Consider the following 16,705-nt stretch of genomic DNA (forward strand, 5'->3'; position numbering starts at 1 on the left):
TCTTCCGTCATGGTCGAGAGTTGGCGGGACGACAGGATCGGCAGTGCGCTGAACGGCACGAACCCCACCGTGCTGCGGCGGCTCGACGCCGGGTTCGCGGTGATCGGTGACGTGCAGTTCCTGCCGGGGTATTCGGTTCTCCTGGTGGACGAGCCCGATGTGCAGCGCCTGTCCGAACTGCCGCGGAGCAAGCGGCTGGCCTTCCTCGCGGACATGGACCGGCTGGGTGAGGCCGTGGAGCGGGCCTGCCGGCGGCTGGACCCGGAGTTCCGGCGCGTGAACCTGGAGATCCTCGGCAACACCGACGGCTTCCTGCACGCGCATGTGTGGCCCCGGTTCGCGTGGGAGAGCCCGGACCTCGTGCGCCACCCGGTGTGGCGGTACCCCGCGGAGAACTGGCGCGACCCGGCGAGCGCGCTCGGCCCCGAACACGACGCCCTGCGCGAGGCGATCGGCCACGAGCTCGACGTGCTGTCCGCCCCGGCTGCTGGTCCGGAACGCGCGGGATGAGACGGGACGGGGGAGGGGCGGGCAGGGCCTTCCCGCGGTGAGGGTGTCTCGGGTGGTTCTCGGGGGCGGTTCCACCGGGGGCGGCTCAGGGGAGTGACGGGCGTCGCGGGCGGGGTGCCGGATGGCTGAGGGTGGGCGGCTGATCGGTTGATCAAGGGCGCGACACGCGTGCATTAGTCACATCATGTCACTGGACCGTTACATCATGTGCCCCGTCCGTGTGAGTCGTGCCACCGCCGATGAGGGGTCCCATGTTCGTTCGACCGGCTTTCGCCAGGCTCTGGCCGGTGGTCGTTCCATCAGCGATCGGCGGGCTCCTCGCCGTCACCCTGGCCGGTGGGGCGTCCGCCGGGCCCCCGCCGAGCGGGCGGCCGTCGGGCGGGGAGAGGGCGGGCGCCGCGCGGGCCGCGGGTGACGCGGTGGTCGGGATCCAGAAGCGGGTGACGGGCGCGACGATGCCGGTGGAGGCCGGCGGGGTGTTCTCCTACGAGCTCACGGCGAGCTGCTCCTCGCTCACCACCTCCTGCGTCAACCCGGTGATCGAGGACGTCCTGCCGGCGGAGTTCGACATCACCTCGCTGCCGAGGACCACCGACACCCGCACGGTCGTCTACGACGCCTCGACGCGGAAGCTGACCATCACCTTCGCCGAACCGCTGCCGAGCCCGCCGGCGCCGGCCGGCAGCACCGGGCTGCCCGCCGGCGCCAGCCGCAACCTCCCGATCGGGATGCGGGTGCCGAAGGAGACCACCCTGCAGGACGGCGCGACCGTCCGGAACGCGGCGACGATCAAGGCCGACAACGCCTCCCCGGCCGAGGACGGCGCCGACGTCACGGTGCGGATCCCGCGGGTCGTGCGGCCGGTCACGAGCAAGAAGTGGGCCGACGGGTCCGCCGTGGCGCAGTCGCGCGCGGACAGCACCGTCACGCTCGGGGTGCGCAACGGATCGTCCACCTCGGCGGCGGTGTCCCGGCTCACCGTCGAGGACGACACCCCGGCCACGTTCGACCACTTCGACCTCACCGGCGTCGGGCCGGTGACCCGGTTCCCGGCCGGTGCCGACCGGGTGCGGGTCCTGGTGTGCACCAAGCCCGTCGGCTCGCCGTGCGCGGCGGACGAGTACCTGGCCGGGCCGCCCACCGCGGGCCCCGACCTCCAGCTGCCGGGTCAGGCCCCGGCCGGCTCGGTGACCGGGGTGCGGCTGGAGTTCACCGGCTCCGGCGGCACACCGCTCCCGTACGACCGGGAGGGCGGGGAGGTGCCGCTGCACCTGAAGCTGCGGGACACCGTCCGCTCGACCGGTCAGCCGCTCGCGCCCACCACCCGCCAGAGCGTCCGCAACTGCGCCACCACCACGGCCGAGGACCCGGTCGCCGGGAAGGTGACGGGTGAACAGGCCTGCGCCGACTACGACATCCTGCCCAACATCGCCACCGTCGAGGCGGGCAAGGAGTTCTTCTCCGACACCGACGGTGACTTCACCGCCGACGGCAGCGCCGTCCTGGGCACCCGGGCCCCCGTCACCGTGCTCGCCACCGGCCGCAACACCGCCTCCTTCCCGGTCGCCTCCATCACCGTCACCGAGCCCTCGGCGCACACCCCGAGCGCGTTCGACAAGGTGGACGTCGGCAGGCTGCGGGTGACCTTCCCCGCCGGCGCGAGCGCCGCCACGGTGCGGGTGACCTGCCGGGACGGCAGCACACCCGCCGCCGTCAGCCTCGCCCAGCCGCCGACCACCCAGGACCTCCCCGCCACCGGGTGCCCGCCCGGCAGCTCCCCGAGCCGGGTGTCGGCCACCTTCACCGGCACCGACGCCACCGGCCTGGGCACCATCGCGCCGAACGCGGCCGCCGGCCTGGCCCTGCACGGCACACTGAACGACCGGGTCACCGCCGACGACACCAGGGACGGCGTGCGCAACTGCGTGGACGCCACCGCGGGCAACCCCGTGAACGGGGCCGGGGAAGGGACCTCCACCGCCTGCCGGTCCCTGCCGGTCGAGGACCCGAGGACGGACGTCCGCCAGTCCAAGACGGCCAGCCAGAACGACCTGCCGCCCGGCCAGCCGGTGACCTTCACCCTCGACCTGGCGAACGAGGGCAACGGCCCGATGGCCCGCCCGGCGATCACCGACCCGGCCGACCCCACCGCGAGCGGCACCGTCTTCGACGCCGCCGGGCTCACCGACCTGACCGTCTCCTACCGCTACCCCTACGGACTGCCCGTCCAGCTGGAGGTGTACGACCCCACCGCCCGCGGGTGGGTCCCGTACGACGCCGCCGACCGGGCCCTGCTGGACCGCGCCCGGGGCGTCCGCGCCCGTGTGGACGGTGACCTGGCCCCGCACGGCCGACTGATCGTCACCGTGACCGTCGTACGCCGCGACGGCGTGCCGGACGGCCGGAGCTTCCGCAACTGCATGCAGATCACCAGCGGCGGCAACCCGGTCGGCGGCCCCGCCTGCACCCACGAGGACACCACCACCGCCCCCGCCCGCACCGGCGGATCCGTCCAGAAGAGCCTCGCCCCCTCCACCGTCGCCCGCACCCTGCCCGGCGTCCCCCGGCCGGAGGTCGACCTCAGGATCCGCGCCGAGAACACCGGCAACACCAACCTCCGGCAGCTCGTCGTCACCGACACCGACGCGGACTTCTTCGACGCCGTCGACCTCCTGCGGATCGCCGGAGTGAGCTTCCCGCCCGGCGCGGACCGCGTCCGGGTGGACGCCTGCACCGCCGCCTGCGACACACCCGCCGCCGGCTGGACCACCGGCACCCCGACCGGCGACACCACACCCGCCCTGCCCGCCGGCGTCGACGCCGGCGACGTCAGGGGCCTGCGCTTCACCTTCACCGGATCCGGCGGCGGCCACGTGCTCACCCCCGGCGCCGGCTACCACCCCGACGGCCCCTGCCCGCAGGCCACCGTCTGCCTCAAGGTCGCCGCCCGCGCGACCCTGCGCTCCGACCCGGCCACCCAGATGCCCGGGACCCTCCGGGACACGGCCCGCGCCGCCGGCGAGAGCAGCCTCCAGCAGCCCGGCACCCTCTTCCCCTTCGGCGACAGCACCGCCACCCTCACCCTCGAGGAGGGCACGGCCAGGATCGCCGTCACCAAGACCCCCGACAGCCGGATCGGCCCCGGCGAGAGCGCGCCCTTCACCATCACCGTCCGCAACACCGGCACCGGCCCGCTGCCCGACCCGGTCGTCGCCGACCCCGTCCCCGCGCTGCTGCGCTTCGACGAGACCTACGCCGGCACCGGTGGACTGCCCTTCCGGATCACCGCGAGCGGACCGGGCACCAACCCGCCCCCCGCACCCGCCTACCAGCCGCAGCGCGACGCCACCGGCCGCATCACCAAGGCCGTCTGGGACTTCAGCGGCTTCACGCTGCTCCCCGGCGCCGAGATCAGGATCACCTTCCAGGTCCGGCTCGCCCCCGGCGTCCCGGGCGACACCGTCGTCCAGAACACCGCCGGGGCCGGCTCCAGGGCCCGGCCCGACCTCGACTGCCGACACGACTCCGACCGCGACGGCAAGGCGGTCGACGACACCGCCGACTTCGGGCCGGGCACCTACTGCACGTCCCGCGCCGAGATCAGCACCCTGGCCGGCACCGCCTTCGAAGCCGCCAAGTGGGTCACCGGCGATCCCGGCCTCGGCTTCTACAACGCGGCCACCCGCAGCTACGCGGCCACCGACTCACCCGGCTGCCCCGTCCTCCGGCAGGGCGGTCGCACCTACACCCAGTACCCCTGCACCGCGCTCGTGCTGCCCGGCCAGAAGTACGAATACCTGATCCACGCGGTCAACACCGGGACCGAGCCGGCCGAACAGATCAGGCTGCTCGACGTCCTCCCGCACCAGGGCGACACCGGGGTCCTCCTCGGCGACCAGCAGCGCGGCACCGAGTGGCAGCCCCGCCCGGCCCTCGCCGGCGCCCCCGTCCTCACCGGCCCCGGCGCCCTCACCACCCGGTACTCCACCGTGACCAGCCCCTGCGGCGCCACCGTCCGGACGCCCGGTCGTGCGTGCGAGCCCGGCAACTGGCAGGACGCGTTCACCGCCGACGCCACCGGGATCGAGCTGGGCATCGGCTTCGACCCGCTGCTCAAGCCCGGCGCGGAGGTGTTCATCAGCCTGCCGATGTCCGCGCCGGTCGACCTCACCCAGCCGCACGACCCGTCGATCGCCTGGAACTCCTTCGCGCACTCCGAGACCGTCGTGCGCGACGGCGCCCCCGAGGACCTCCCCACCACGGAGCCGCCCAAGGTCGGCATCGGCATGCGCTTCGGCAACCTGCGCGTCGACAAGGCCGTCACTGGCCTGCCCGAGGGCCTGCCGCCCGGCCCCTACACCCTCGCCTACCGGTGCACCGTCACCCCCGAGGGCGGCCCGGCCCGGACCGTCCGCGAAGGCACCTGGGACATCACCCCGTACACGCCCATGGCGCTGGTCGGCGTGCCCGCCGGAGCGACCTGCCGGGTCTGGGAGACCGACCCCGCCGGAGCCACCAGCCCCAGCCTCGGCGAGGCCAACGCCCAGCAGGTGGTGATCACCCCGGCCACCCCCGACCAGGAGGGGCAGCACCTGGTCATCAGCAACGAGTACCGCACCGCGAGCCTGCGGATCCGCAAGGCCGTCACCGGTGCGGCCGCCAAGGACGTCGGCAAGGGCCCCTTCACCGTCCGGGTCGACTGCACCCTCGCCGGACAGCCCCTGACGGGCTTCCCCAAGGACCTGGTCTTCGCGGGCGAGGGCCTCCAGTCCCTCGACCACGTCCCCGGCGGAGCGCGCTGCACCGCCACCGAACCCGCCGCCGGCGGCGCCACCACCGTCACCGTCAGCGCCACCGACTCCGCGGGCGGCGGCACCGGCACCGCCGTCGTCGACTCCGTCCCCGGCAAGGCCGCCGGCCTCACCGTCACCAACGACTTCCCGACCGGATCCCTGCGCGTCACCAAGAAGCTGGACGGCCCCGGCACCCGGTACGCCGACCGCACGTTCCGCTTCCGCATCGCCTGCTCCTTCGACGGGAAGCCGGACGCGGTCGTCCGTGGCCTGGCCCTCAAGGCCCCCGGCCTCACCGGGACCGTCGACGACCTGCCCGCCGGCGCCGAGTGCACCGTCACCGAGACCGACACCGCGGGTGCCGACAGCACTCCGCCCCCGGTCGGCCCGGTGACCGTCCGGCCCGGCGGCGGCCCGGTCGACACCGTGGTCGTCGACGTCACCAACACCTTCTCGCTCGGCACCCTGACCGTCACCAAGGAGGTCACCGGTGCCCCTGCCGACGCCCCGTACGTGCGGGACGCCGTCTTCAGCCTCCGCGTCACCTGCGTCCGCGAGGCGGAGGGGACCGACGGCGCACCGGCCGTCGCCTTCGTCGTCCGCAAGCGCTACGACCTCAAGGCGGGCGGGAGCATCCGCATCCCGGACCTGCCCATCGGGGCGCGCTGTTGGGCGGAGGAGCCGGACAAGGCGGGTGCGACCGATGCCGCGGTCGACCACGGCGGCTTCGCCGACGCGGCGGTCGTCACCACCGCGAACCCCGACATCACCGTCACCGCGACCAACACCTTCACCACCGGCGGCCTCAAGCTGGTCAAGCAGGTCACCGGCGACGCGGCCGAGTTCGCCCGGGACCGCAGCTTCACCCTGCTCCTGACCTGCACCGTCGCCTCCGGGAACGGCTCCGTCCGCACCCTCGTGGACCGGCGCCCGTACACGCTCGACGGCGCGGGCGAGCGCGAGATCGACGACCTCGGGTACCCGTTGCCGGCCGGGGCCCGCTGCTGGGCCACCGAGAGCCGCACCGGCGGAGCCACGACGCACGCCGTCGACCACCACTCGCCGGACACGGCGGTCGTCATCGGCACCGGCCGGACCGTCGCCGTCACCGCCGTCAACACCTTCCGCCGGGCCCGGTTGACCGTCGACAAGAAGGTGAAGGGCACCGGCTCCGGCCCGTACGCCTTCGCGGTCACCTGCGTGCTCCTCGACGCCGACGGCCGGGAACTGCCCGTCACCCTGCCGCCGGAGGACGCCCGGTTCACCCTCGACGCGGACGGGCACCGCACCATCGGGGTGCCCGCCGGGGCGCGGTGCACGGTGACCGAGGTCGACCCGCCGGCGAACGCCGTCGTCACCGTCGAGGACACCGACCCGGGGACACCCGCGGGAACGGTCCAGGTGGGTGACCAGGGGGCGGTGACCTTCACCAACGAGTTCCCCGTGAACCCGCCCTCGCCGAGCCCGTCGCCGTCGCCGTCGCCGAGCTCGTCGCCGTCGCCGACGCACTCACATTCGCCGAGCCCGTCGCCGACGCACTCCCACTCCGGTTCACACCCGGCGCACCCCAGCACGTCCCCGCACCCGGGACCGCTGCCCGGGACGGGGACGACCACCGACGGGACCCGGCTGGCCGTCATCGCGCTGGTCACCGCGGCTCTCGGCCTCGGACTCGTGGTGTTCAGGAGGAGGTCGCGGTAGCGGCGGCACCGCGGCAACAGCCCTCCGGCTCCCGGCGCTCGCGCCGGGAGCCGGAGGGCTGTTCGGCCCCGGAGTGGGAGGGCCCGCTCCACGCAGAGCGTTCAGTCTTCATCCATTGCAATGAATCGCCAGCTGTCGTTGCGTTAGATTTAGAGCCTCTGCAACGATTTCACGGCTATGACCTGCGTGTATGTCAGTTTTGCGCAACGAGTGGGTTGTTGACATCTGGAAAGCAACGTAGCTTTTCCGTTGTCAGAAACACGAAGCGCAAAGCACGGGAGAAGCATCATGCAGACGATCGACCCCCGCCCCGAACTGCAGCAGGCGATCCAGGAAGCGGTCGACGCCGGCTTCGCCGGGGTGCAGCTGAGGGTGCACGACGAGCGCGGCGAGTGGGTCGGCAGCGCCGGGGTGCGCGAGCTCGGCGAGAGTGCCGAACCGCCGACGGACGGCCGGTTCTGGACGGGCAGCGTCGTCAAGACCTTCACCGCGACCGCGGTGCTGCAGCTGGTGGCCGAGGGGAGGATCGGCCTGGACGACCCGGTGGCCGACCACCTGTCCGAGTTCGGGCTGGACGGGCGGATCACGGTCCGGATGCTGCTGCAGCACACCAGCGGGCTGTTCAACTACACCGGCGAGTACTACGAGGACGGCACGATCGTGCTGGGCGTCCCCGCCACCGGCAAGGAGTGGGTGGACACCCGGTTGCGCAGCTACCGGCCGCAGGAGCTGATAGCGCTCGCCCTCTCCAAGCCTGCGCGGTTCGAGCCGGGGGCGGGCTTCAGCTACTCCAACACCAACTACACGCTGGCCGCGCTGCTGATCGAGCGGCTCGCGGGCCGCCCCTACGGCGAGGAGATGCAGCGGCGGATCCTCGGGCCGCTCGGACTGCGGGACACCGTGCTGTCGGGCGACGTCACGGACCTCCCGGAGCCGCACGCCCACGGCTACTACCGTTACCAGGACGGCGAGGAGTGGAAGGTCGCCGACGTCTCCCGCCAGAACCTCTCCCTCCTGTTCGGCGCCGGCGGCATGTACTCGACCACCCGGGACCTCCAGACCTTCATCTCCGCGCTGAACGGCGGCACGCTGCTGCCGGCGCCGCTGCTGGCCGAGATGCGCACGCCGCACGGGCCGCTCGGCTACGGCCTCGGGCTGTTCGTCCAGGACCTGGGCCCGGACACCGGCGGCACCGTCTACCACCACAACGGCGGCGCCCCGGGCGGGTACGGCGCGCTGATGTACAGCAACCCCGACGGCAGCAGGACGCTGACCGCCGGGGTGACGACCGGGGACGCCGAGCTGAACCCGGCGGAGGTGTTCCCGAAGGTGATGGACAAGCTCGTCAAGGCGGTGTTCCAGGACGGGCCGAAGGCGAGCTGACGGGAGCGTCGCCCGCAGTCCGCCCGGGTGCGGCGGACGGGGTCCACCGACCCGAACGCAAGACGCCTCCCCGTACGGTTCGTCCACACCGTGTTGTCCCGGGCGGCGCACGACGGGCCCGCCCGGGCCCGCCTACCTTCGCCGCAACCCGCACCACCGGACGCCGCAGGGAGCGCCGCACGTGAACTGGCTGATCCACGACTACCGCGAGGACGACCTGGCCGCCGTCGTCCACCTGATCGACAGCACCGCCGCCCTCGGGCAGGAATCCGTCTTCTCGCTCGCCGAGTGCATCACCGCGCTCACCGCGCGCCAGCCCGCCGTCGTCGCCGTCCACGACGGCACGCCGATCGGGGCCGCCCTCGCCCAGCTGGCAGGGACGGGCGAGCGGGCCTGGGTGATGCGCGTGGCGATCGCCCCGCCCTGGCGCGGCCGGGGCCTGGCCAGCGCACTCCTGCGCGAACTGGAACGACGGCTGGTCGAGGCCCGCGTCCGGCGCATCGCCTACGTGCTGCCCGAGGACGAACTGCTCGGCGAAGGACTGCACAACGCCGGCTACCAACGACGGCCCGCCGCCGCCTACTTCGAGAAGACCGAACCCGCCGCCGGCCCCGCGGCCGGCACCCTCGACGAACTCGGCGGTCGGCTCCTGGGCGGAGACCTGTGGGAGCGCGTCGCCGGGATGACCGCCGAGAAGGAGCTCATCGAACGCCGGATCGTGCTCCCCCTCGCCGAACCCGAGCGCGCGGCCCGCCACGGCGTCCGGCCCCCGCGCGCGATCACCCTCTTCGGCCCGCCCGGCACCGGCAAGACCACCTTCGCCCGGGCCATCGCCTCCCGCCTGGGCTGGCCGTTCGTCGAACTGCTGCCCTCCCGCCTCGCCGACGAGGGCAACCTCGCCGCCGCCCTGCGCAGCGCGTTCGCGCGCATCGGCGAGCTGGAACGGGTACTGGTCTTCATCGACGAGGTCGAGGAGATCGCCCCCGTCCGCGGCGAGGCCGGGCAGGCCGGCGCGATGCACGGGGTGACCAACGAACTGCTCAAGCTCATCCCGGGCTTCCGCGAACGCGACGGCCGCCTGCTGGTCTGCGCCACCAACTCCGTCCGCTCGCTCGACCCGGCCTTCCTGCGCACCGGCCGCTTCGACTACGTCATCCCGATCGGCCCGCCCGACCCGGACGCCCGCGCCGCCATCTGGTCGCGCTACGCGCTCGACACCGACCGCGCCGACGTGGACGTCCCCGCGCTCGTCGCCGCGAGCGACCGCTTCTCACCCGCCGACATCGAGCACGCCGCGCGCATGGCGGCACAGACCGCCTTCGAACGGGACGACGCCGTCCCGGGGGCGACCACCGCCGACCACCTCGCCGCCATCGGCGCCAGCCGCCCGACGGTCACCGCCGCGATGGTCGAGGCCTTCCGCGCCGACATCGGCGCCCACGCGAGGCTGTGACCCGGGGCCGCGAGGCTGTGACCCGGGGCTCGTCCGGCCGCGGCGGGCCTGGGCGGGCTCGGGTGGGCCTGGGCGGGCTCGGGTGGGCCTGGGCGGGCTCGGGTGGGCCTGGGCGGGCTCGGGTGGGCCTGGGCGGGCTCGGGTGGGCCGGGGCGGGTGCTGATGTCGGCCCACCCCGGCCGAGGTCCTAACGCCGCCGGGCGGGCCAGGGGACGACCGCCTCCGCCTCGACGGAGTAGTCGACGCCGGGCACGTCCCAGCCGTACAGCTGCCGGAACTGGTTGTAGAACCAGGCCGGGGCGTCCGGATCGGCGGCCAGCGCCGCCGCGGGGTCGGCCCACAGCTTCCGCACCCCGTCCTGCACGTCGGCGTCGAGCTCCCAGCCGTCCAGCCGGATCCGGCCCCGCTCGTCCAGCACCGGCGCCTTCGCCCCGCTCAGCTGCTCCCACAGGTCCACGGCCTGGTCGGCGGTCGTCCGCCAGCCGTCCGCACCGAGCACGCTGCGCAGCAGGGAGGTGTAGAGGGCGATGGACGGGATGGCGGTGGACGCCTGGGTGACGGCCGCCCCGGCGACGACGGTGAACGCCCGGCCCCGGTCGCCCAGCACCTCGCGCTGCAGCCGCCCGGCGGTGTCCTCCAGGTGCTCCTTGGCGGCGCCGATGGTGCCCTGCCGGTACACCGGCGCGGTGATCTCCGAGCCGACGTAGGACAGCGCGGCGGTGGTGAACCCCTCGGCCAGGAGGTCCGCGTCGGCGAGGGCCTGCACCCAGAGCCGCCAGTCCTCACCTCCCATCACCTTCACCGTCGCGGCGCGCTCCGCCTCGTCGGCCGGGGCGAGGTCGACCGCTCCGACCTCGGGGAGGCCGTCCGGGAAGAGCAGCGAGGGGGAGGTGTAGGCCGCGCCGACGGGCTTGATCACCGAGTGGTGGACCTCACCGGTCGCCGGGTCCGTGCGCCGCGGCGAGGCGAGCGAGTAGACGAGGTAGTCGACCGGGCCGTAGTGCTCGGCCAGCACCCCGAGCACCTCCGCCCGGGTGGCGTCCGCGTAGGCGTCGGCGTTGACGAAGGTGAAGTCGCCGCCGGCCTGCTCGACCAGCCCGGCGGTCGCGGCGGTGCGGTACCAGCCGGCGGTCGCGGTGCGCCGCTCGTTGGCGGCCGCCTCGAAGCCGACACCGACACCGCGGACGCCGAGACGCCGCAGCCCCGCCACCAGGATGGCCAGCCCGTACCCGGCGCTCGAACCGAGCACCAGGACGACCGGTGCCCGCCCGGCGGGAGCGGCCGGGGCGATGGACCCCCAGAGCTCCTCGACACCGGCCGCGCTGCCGGTGGGGTGGGAGTTGACGATCAGGTAGCCCCGCTGCTTCGGGGTGATCTGCTGCATGCTCACGCGGTGGTGCCCTCTCCAGTGGGGTGCGGCCGTGCCGATCGAACAGGCCCGCCGGGCCGCCGGCGGGGCGCCGGTGGCCGACCTGCTCGCCCGGGACGGGCGACGTCCGGGCGCATGACGGGGCGCCGTGGGCCGCACGCGGGGCGCGGCCGGCGACCCCGTGACCGTGCCCGGGGTGTGCGTCGTCGGTGATCGTATTTCGCCCCGCCGACCGCCGCCCGTGCCAGAGCACGACGGAGGATCCCCGCCGCGGTTGTAGGGTCCGCCCTTGCCACCGGAGTCCTTCGTGGGCTATCCGGCTCCCACCGGAAGCCGCCCCGCGGCCGGTCGGCGCCGGACTCGGCCCGGGCGCGGCGTGGCGCAGGTTCTCCTTGGGTTCTCCTCTTCGGCATGCGGATGGTGGGGCGGGAAGAACCGCCAGGGCGGTGGGGAGCGTCTGCGGGCGTATGAGTGTTCCTGTGAGCGCAAGGTCCGGGCCGGCGCCGGGGGTTCGGGGGCCGTGGGTGCTGCGGGGGGCCGCGGTGGTCGGGGTCGTGGTCCTGGGGCTGGCCGGTGGGTACGGGGCGGCCGTCCTCGTGGTGTCGGCGCGGAGCTTCTGCGACGCGGCCTGGGAGCCGCAGCACCGGTTCGCGTTCTCGACCGTCGAGTGGCCGGCGATGGAACTGCTCTTCCTGGCCGGGGCGGTGGCGGCCTGGGCGGGTGCGAGGCGGCTGACGGCCGGGTGGCCCCTCGTCTGGCGGGGGGTCGTTCCGGCGGCTCTGGTGCTGCTCTCGCTCGCGGTGCTGACGGACGGGTGCTTCGCGCTGCTCGGGACGCCGAGCGGGTACCACGGCGATTCGGGGCTCTGCCCGGACAGCAACGTCCCGCCGTGGTGGCCGTCCTGGCTGCCGGCCTGACGCGGACGGCACCGGGCGGCGGGCGCCCGGCGCCGGAGCGGCCGACGCCGCCGTGCGTTCAGGCCGCCGGTGTCGGGGCGGGGGTGGGGCGGGTGCGCTCGAAGGCGTGGCCGACGCGCAGGAGGGTGTGCTCCCCGAGGGGGCGGCCGAGGAGTTGCAGGCCGATCGGCAGGCCCGCCGCGTCCTGGCCGGCCGGGACGGTCAGGGCCGGTACCCCGGTGATGTTGGCGGGTGCGGAGAGGCGCACCAGGGCGTCGGAGACGCCTTCGGTGGTGCCGTCCGGCCAGGTGACCGTCTCCTCACCCGCCCGCACCGCGGTCAGCGGGACGGCCGGGGCGGCGATCACGTCCACCGTCTCCCACAGGCGGGCCCACTCCTGCCGCATCAGGGTCCGGGAGCGCTGGGCCCGCAGGTAGTCCCCGGCGGTCAGCAGCTCGCCGGCCTCCAGGAGGACGCGGACGTCGGCCTGGTAGAGCTCGGGCACCGTGCGCAGGGTGCGTTCGTGGTAGGCGGTGGCCTCGGGCACCATCAGGCCCCACTGGGTCGCCTGGAGGTAGCGGGTCATCGGGACGTCGACCTCGACCGGTCGCGCGCCGAGGGCCTCCAGGTGCCCGACGGCGTGCCGGACGGCGCTCTCCACCTCCGGGTCGACGTGGTGGAAGTAGTGGGTCCGGGGCAGGCCGATGCGCAGGCCCGTCAGGTCCGGGTCGTCCGCCGGCCGGTAGTCCGCGGCGGGCACGTCCAGCGAGGCCGGGTCGCGCGGGTCGTGCCCGGCGAGGGCGGTCAGGACGGTGGCGGCGTCCTCGACGGTGCGGGTGATCGGGCCGACGTGGTCCAACGACCAGGACAGCGACGTGACGCCGTGTCGGGGCACCAGCCCGTAGGTCGGCTTGAGGCCGACGACCCCGTTGAGCGCGGCGGGCACCCGGATCGACCCGCCGGTGTCGGTGCCCAGGGCGAAGGTCGCGGTTCCCGAGGCGACGGCCACCGCGGACCCGCCGCTCGAACCGCCGGCGATCCGGTCGTGGGCCCGGGCGTTGCGGGTCTGCGGGGTGGTGAGGCCGTACGCGAACTCGTGGGTGTGCGTCTTGCCGACCAGGACCGCGCCGGCGTCCGCCAGCCGGGCGGCGACCGTGCTGTCGGCCCGGGCACGGTGGCCGGCACGGACCCGGGAGCTGGCGGTGGTGGGCGTTCCCGCGATGTCGATCAGGTCCTTGAGCCCCATCGGGACGCCGTGCAGCGGCCCCCGGTACCGGCCGTGCGCCACCTCGTGCTCGGCCGCGCGGGCGGCCCGGCGCGCCCGGTCCGCGGTGACGGCGACGTAGGCGCCGAGCTGCGGCTCGACCTGGTCGACGCGGGCGAGGACCGATTCCACCAGCTCGACGGGGGACAGCCGCCGGGAGCGGATCGCGTCCGAGGCGGCGGTGAGGGAGAGCTCATACGGCTGCACGGCGGCCTCCTCCTTCCGCGCGGTAGGCGGCGGCGGGCGGGGTGTCCCCGAAGTCCAGCTCGCGCAGGACGGCGACGACGGACCGGATGTGGTTCGCGGTGGTCGCGACGGCGGTGTGCCGGTCGGCGGCGAGCGGGAGACCGGCGAGGGCGGCCCAGCGGGCCGCCTCCGGCGGTGTGAGTCCGGCGGTGGACATGGTGGGTCGTTCCCTTCGGCCGAGGCGGGAGCAGCGGAGCTCTCTCGCCACAAAAGCGAAATGTTTGCGTTAGTGGACTGTAGGGTCCACCGGGCTCTTAAAGCAAATCTTTTGCGTTTACCTCCCCCGGGGGCGGCCAGGGCGCGGCCTGGGGCCGGGCCGTAGGGTGCCGGGCATGACCGATGACTTTCCGGGGGACGGCGCGGGCCGTGAAGGCGGGGCTACGGGTGGGCGGTTGGCCGATCCGGGGTGGTTGGTGAACGGCGATCCGGAGCAGGTGGTGGCGGCGCTGGACGGGGCCGTCGGGCCGGAGGAGCTGGCGGCCGCCGCCGTGTACCGGGCGTCGGGGCACGTGCACCGGGAGTCCGGGGCGCGGGTGCGGCGGCAGCTGCTGGCGCTGGACGCCGCCCGGTACGGACGACGGGAGTTGGCGAGGAGCCTGGCCGCGGTGACGGCAGGCGGGGAGCCCGGCGGGCCCGGCGAGGCCTGGGGCGTGCGGTGGGCGACCGGTACCGATCTGGACTCCCGGTTGCGGTACGCGGTGCCCGCGCCGGCCGGGGTGGTCGCGGTGGCGGGCGTGGTCGCGGCGGATCGCGCCCTCGCCGTCGTCGGCTGCGAGGACGGCACGCTGGCCTGGTGGGACGTGGTGACCGGCGGGAAGGCCGGGGCGGTCACGACCGGCTCCATGGGCGCGGTCCGCGCGCTGGCCACGGCGGTGGTGGACGGCCGCCCCGTGGCGGTCACCGGCCACTCCCGGGGGACGGTCCTGGTCTGGGACCTCGCCGGGGGCGAACTGGTCGCCACCCACCGGGGCGTGGACGACTCGTGGGTGAACGCGCTCGCCACCGGACTGGTCGACGGCCGGCCGGTCGTGGTGAGCGGCGGCACCGACCGAATGCTGCGGGTGTGGGACCTGGCCGACCGCACCGGCGGCGGTGCGCTCCTGACCGTGCGGACCGGAAGCGTGCACGCGCTGGCCCTGGCGGTGCTGGAGGGCCGCCCCGTCGCCGTCACCGGTCACGACGAGGGAGTCGTCCGGCGGTGGGACCTGCTCTCCGGGCGGGAGTTGAGCGCCGGCGGCGACCACGTCGAGGCGCCCGAGGGTGACCGGGAGGACCACGCGGACGACGAGGACGACGAGGGCGACGGCGGGGGGTACCGCCGCTGCGTCACCATGGAGCTCAACGCCAGGACGCACCTGCTGGCGACGGACCCTGAGGCCGCCGTCCCGCTGGCCGTCAGCGCCACCACCTTCGACTCCGCCGTCCGGGACCTGGCCACGGGCGAGCCGGTGGGCGAGCCCGGCCCGGCGTACGTGGCGGCGGCGGCCGTGACGACGCTCGGGAGCCGCCCCGCCGCCGTGGTGGCCTTCGAGGGCAGGGGGCCGGTCCAGGTCTGGGACCTGTCCGCCCGCACGCACCTGCGCCTGCCGCTGATCGGCCACCAGGGCGCGGTGCGGGGAGTGGCGACGGCGGTGGCGAAGGGGCGCCACCTCGCCCTGACCGGCGGTGAGGACCGATCGGTCCGGGTCTGGGACCTCGACGGCGACCAGCGGGCGGGTGCCTGGTCGACCGGTCACGCGGGCCCCGTGCACGCGGTCACCACGGCCGTCGTGGACGGCCGCCCCGTCGTCCTCAGCGGCGGCGCGGACGCCCGGGTGCGGTGCTGGGACCTGGACGGCGGGGAGCCGGGGGAGCCGCTCGCCGCCGGGGACACCGCGGTGGGGCTGCTGGCGGTGGGCGCGGTGGACGGGCGGCCCGCCCTCCTGGCCCGCGATTCCGTGGAGACGGTGCGGATCTGGGACCTCGCCACCCGGGAACCGCTGCACGGGCGGTCGACGAGCGAGTACACCAGCCCGTCCATCACCTTCTTCGCCGTGGTGGAGGGGCGCTTCGTCGGCGTCACCTGGGAAGGGCGGGTGTGGGACCTGGTGGAGAGCCGGTGGGTCGGGGAGCGGCCGAAGCAGTCCGGGGCCATGGCCCTGGAGTCGCTCGGGGGCCGCTCCGTCCTGCTGACCGGGCGCAGGACGGAGGCGGTCCGGCTGTGGGACGTGGCCACGGGCGAGCCGGCGGGCCCGTCCTTCGCGGTGCCCGGCGGTGACGTGCGGGCGGGGGCGGTGGGCCTGCTGGACGGCCGCCCCGTCGTCGCGGCGGGAGGGGACGACGGGACCGTGCGGGTGTGGGACGCCGGCACGGGCCGGCAGATCGGCGGGTACGCCTTCCCCGCGGGGATCCGCGGGCTGGCCGTCGCCCCGGACGGGCGGCTCGCCGTCGGCTTCGGCGCGGACCTCGCCGTCCTGGCCCACCACTGACCGCCGGCGTTCGCCGACGGCCCGCCCCCGGAAGGGCTTTACCTCGACGGGAGGAAGGGTCGTGGGCCCGGTGCCGCCGCCGGGCCCACCTGCCGCGGTGGGGCGTCGACCGTTCGTGGCCGGAGCGCGTGGCCGCGGCACCGGGTTCGCGCCGAGTCCGCCCGGGCTGCCCGGAGTCGGCGCCGGGGCCCGCCGGTCGCGGCCGCGCGCGGCGGTGTGTGGGGGCGTTGTGCGGGCGCTAGAGGGCCGCTGGAGAGCGGGTGGAACACGGTGGTTCGTGGCGGGTCGGCTGTGTTCTGGTGGGTGGCGGAGGGGCGGTGGCCTCGGACTTCGGGGCTGCGGAAGGGACGTAGACGCTCGCGCATGGACGTGAGTGCGGGGGCTATGGCTCGCCGGCCCGCGGTGGAATTGACTGGTGGACACGAGGACGGACGCACGGGACGCACGGACGGGCCCGGGTCCGCAGGTTGATTCGACGTCTCCGAGGGGAGTGGTCACCGTGGTTGCCAAGGATGTTGTGGACCTTCCGGTCGATGCCGGTGTGGTGCTGGTGGTGGGTGGTACGGGTAAGACGGGTCGGCGGGTGGCGGAGCGGTTGTCGGCGCTGGGGTACGGGGTGCGG

Annotated in this window: 9 protein-coding genes; 6 read left to right on the forward strand and 3 right to left on the reverse strand. The window is 74.9% G+C overall.

The features are described 5' to 3' along the window. The first annotated feature begins 9 nt into the window (after positions 1-9). The 4 genes from ACFYUY_RS13035 (at position 10) to ACFYUY_RS13050 (ending at position 9,840) form a co-directional block, all read left to right on the forward strand. On the forward strand, positions 10-510 hold the full coding sequence (locus ACFYUY_RS13035; RefSeq protein ID WP_387900488.1) for a diadenosine tetraphosphate hydrolase: 501 nt from the start codon (positions 10-12) through the stop codon (positions 508-510). Between the two features lie 251 nt (positions 511-761). After that, complete coding sequence (locus tag ACFYUY_RS13040) at positions 762-7,004, forward strand: DUF5979 domain-containing protein (RefSeq protein ID WP_387900457.1); 6,243 nt, start codon at positions 762-764, stop codon at positions 7,002-7,004. A 288-nt stretch (positions 7,005-7,292) separates the two neighbouring features. Beyond that, complete coding sequence (locus tag ACFYUY_RS13045; RefSeq protein ID WP_360222328.1) at positions 7,293-8,387, forward strand: serine hydrolase domain-containing protein; 1,095 nt, start codon at positions 7,293-7,295, stop codon at positions 8,385-8,387. Between the two features lie 181 nt (positions 8,388-8,568). Then, a complete protein-coding gene (locus tag ACFYUY_RS13050; protein ID WP_387900459.1) occupies positions 8,569-9,840 on the forward strand; it encodes an ATP-binding protein in 1,272 nt (423 codons plus the stop codon). 187 nt (positions 9,841-10,027) lie between these two features. On the opposite strand, the gene ACFYUY_RS13055 is transcribed toward ACFYUY_RS13050, so the two are convergent. Further along, positions 10,028-11,224: an enoyl-[acyl-carrier-protein] reductase FabV gene (locus tag ACFYUY_RS13055; RefSeq protein WP_360222343.1), complete on the reverse strand. Its 1,197-nt coding sequence runs from the start codon at positions 11,222-11,224 to the stop codon at positions 10,028-10,030. A gap of 509 nt (positions 11,225-11,733) precedes the next feature. Here ACFYUY_RS13055 and ACFYUY_RS13060 point away from each other — a divergent pair. Beyond that, positions 11,734-12,126: a hypothetical protein gene (locus ACFYUY_RS13060; RefSeq protein ID WP_387900461.1), complete on the forward strand. Its 393-nt coding sequence runs from the start codon at positions 11,734-11,736 to the stop codon at positions 12,124-12,126. Positions 12,127-12,184: 58 nt separating this feature from the next. Here ACFYUY_RS13060 and ACFYUY_RS13065 read toward each other — a convergent pair whose 3' ends face one another. After that, entirely contained in the window at positions 12,185-13,576 is a 1,392-nt protein-coding gene (locus tag ACFYUY_RS13065; RefSeq protein WP_387900462.1) for an amidase, read from the reverse strand. Then, entirely contained in the window at positions 13,563-13,772 is a 210-nt protein-coding gene (locus ACFYUY_RS13070) for a hypothetical protein (RefSeq protein ID WP_387900463.1), read from the reverse strand. Before ACFYUY_RS13070 ends, ACFYUY_RS13065 begins: the two co-directional genes overlap by 14 nt. A gap of 256 nt (positions 13,773-14,028) precedes the next feature. On the opposite strand from ACFYUY_RS13070, the gene ACFYUY_RS13075 reads away from it, so the two are divergent. Beyond that, positions 14,029-16,083, forward strand: coding sequence for a WD40 repeat domain-containing protein (locus ACFYUY_RS13075; RefSeq protein ID WP_387900465.1), 2,055 nt, complete (start codon positions 14,029-14,031; stop codon positions 16,081-16,083). The last annotated feature ends 622 nt before the right edge of the window (positions 16,084-16,705 follow it).

It is taken from the genome of Kitasatospora sp. NPDC004745 (assembly GCF_042873275.1).
In the GTDB taxonomy this organism is placed as follows: domain Bacteria; phylum Actinomycetota; class Actinomycetes; order Streptomycetales; family Streptomycetaceae; genus Kitasatospora.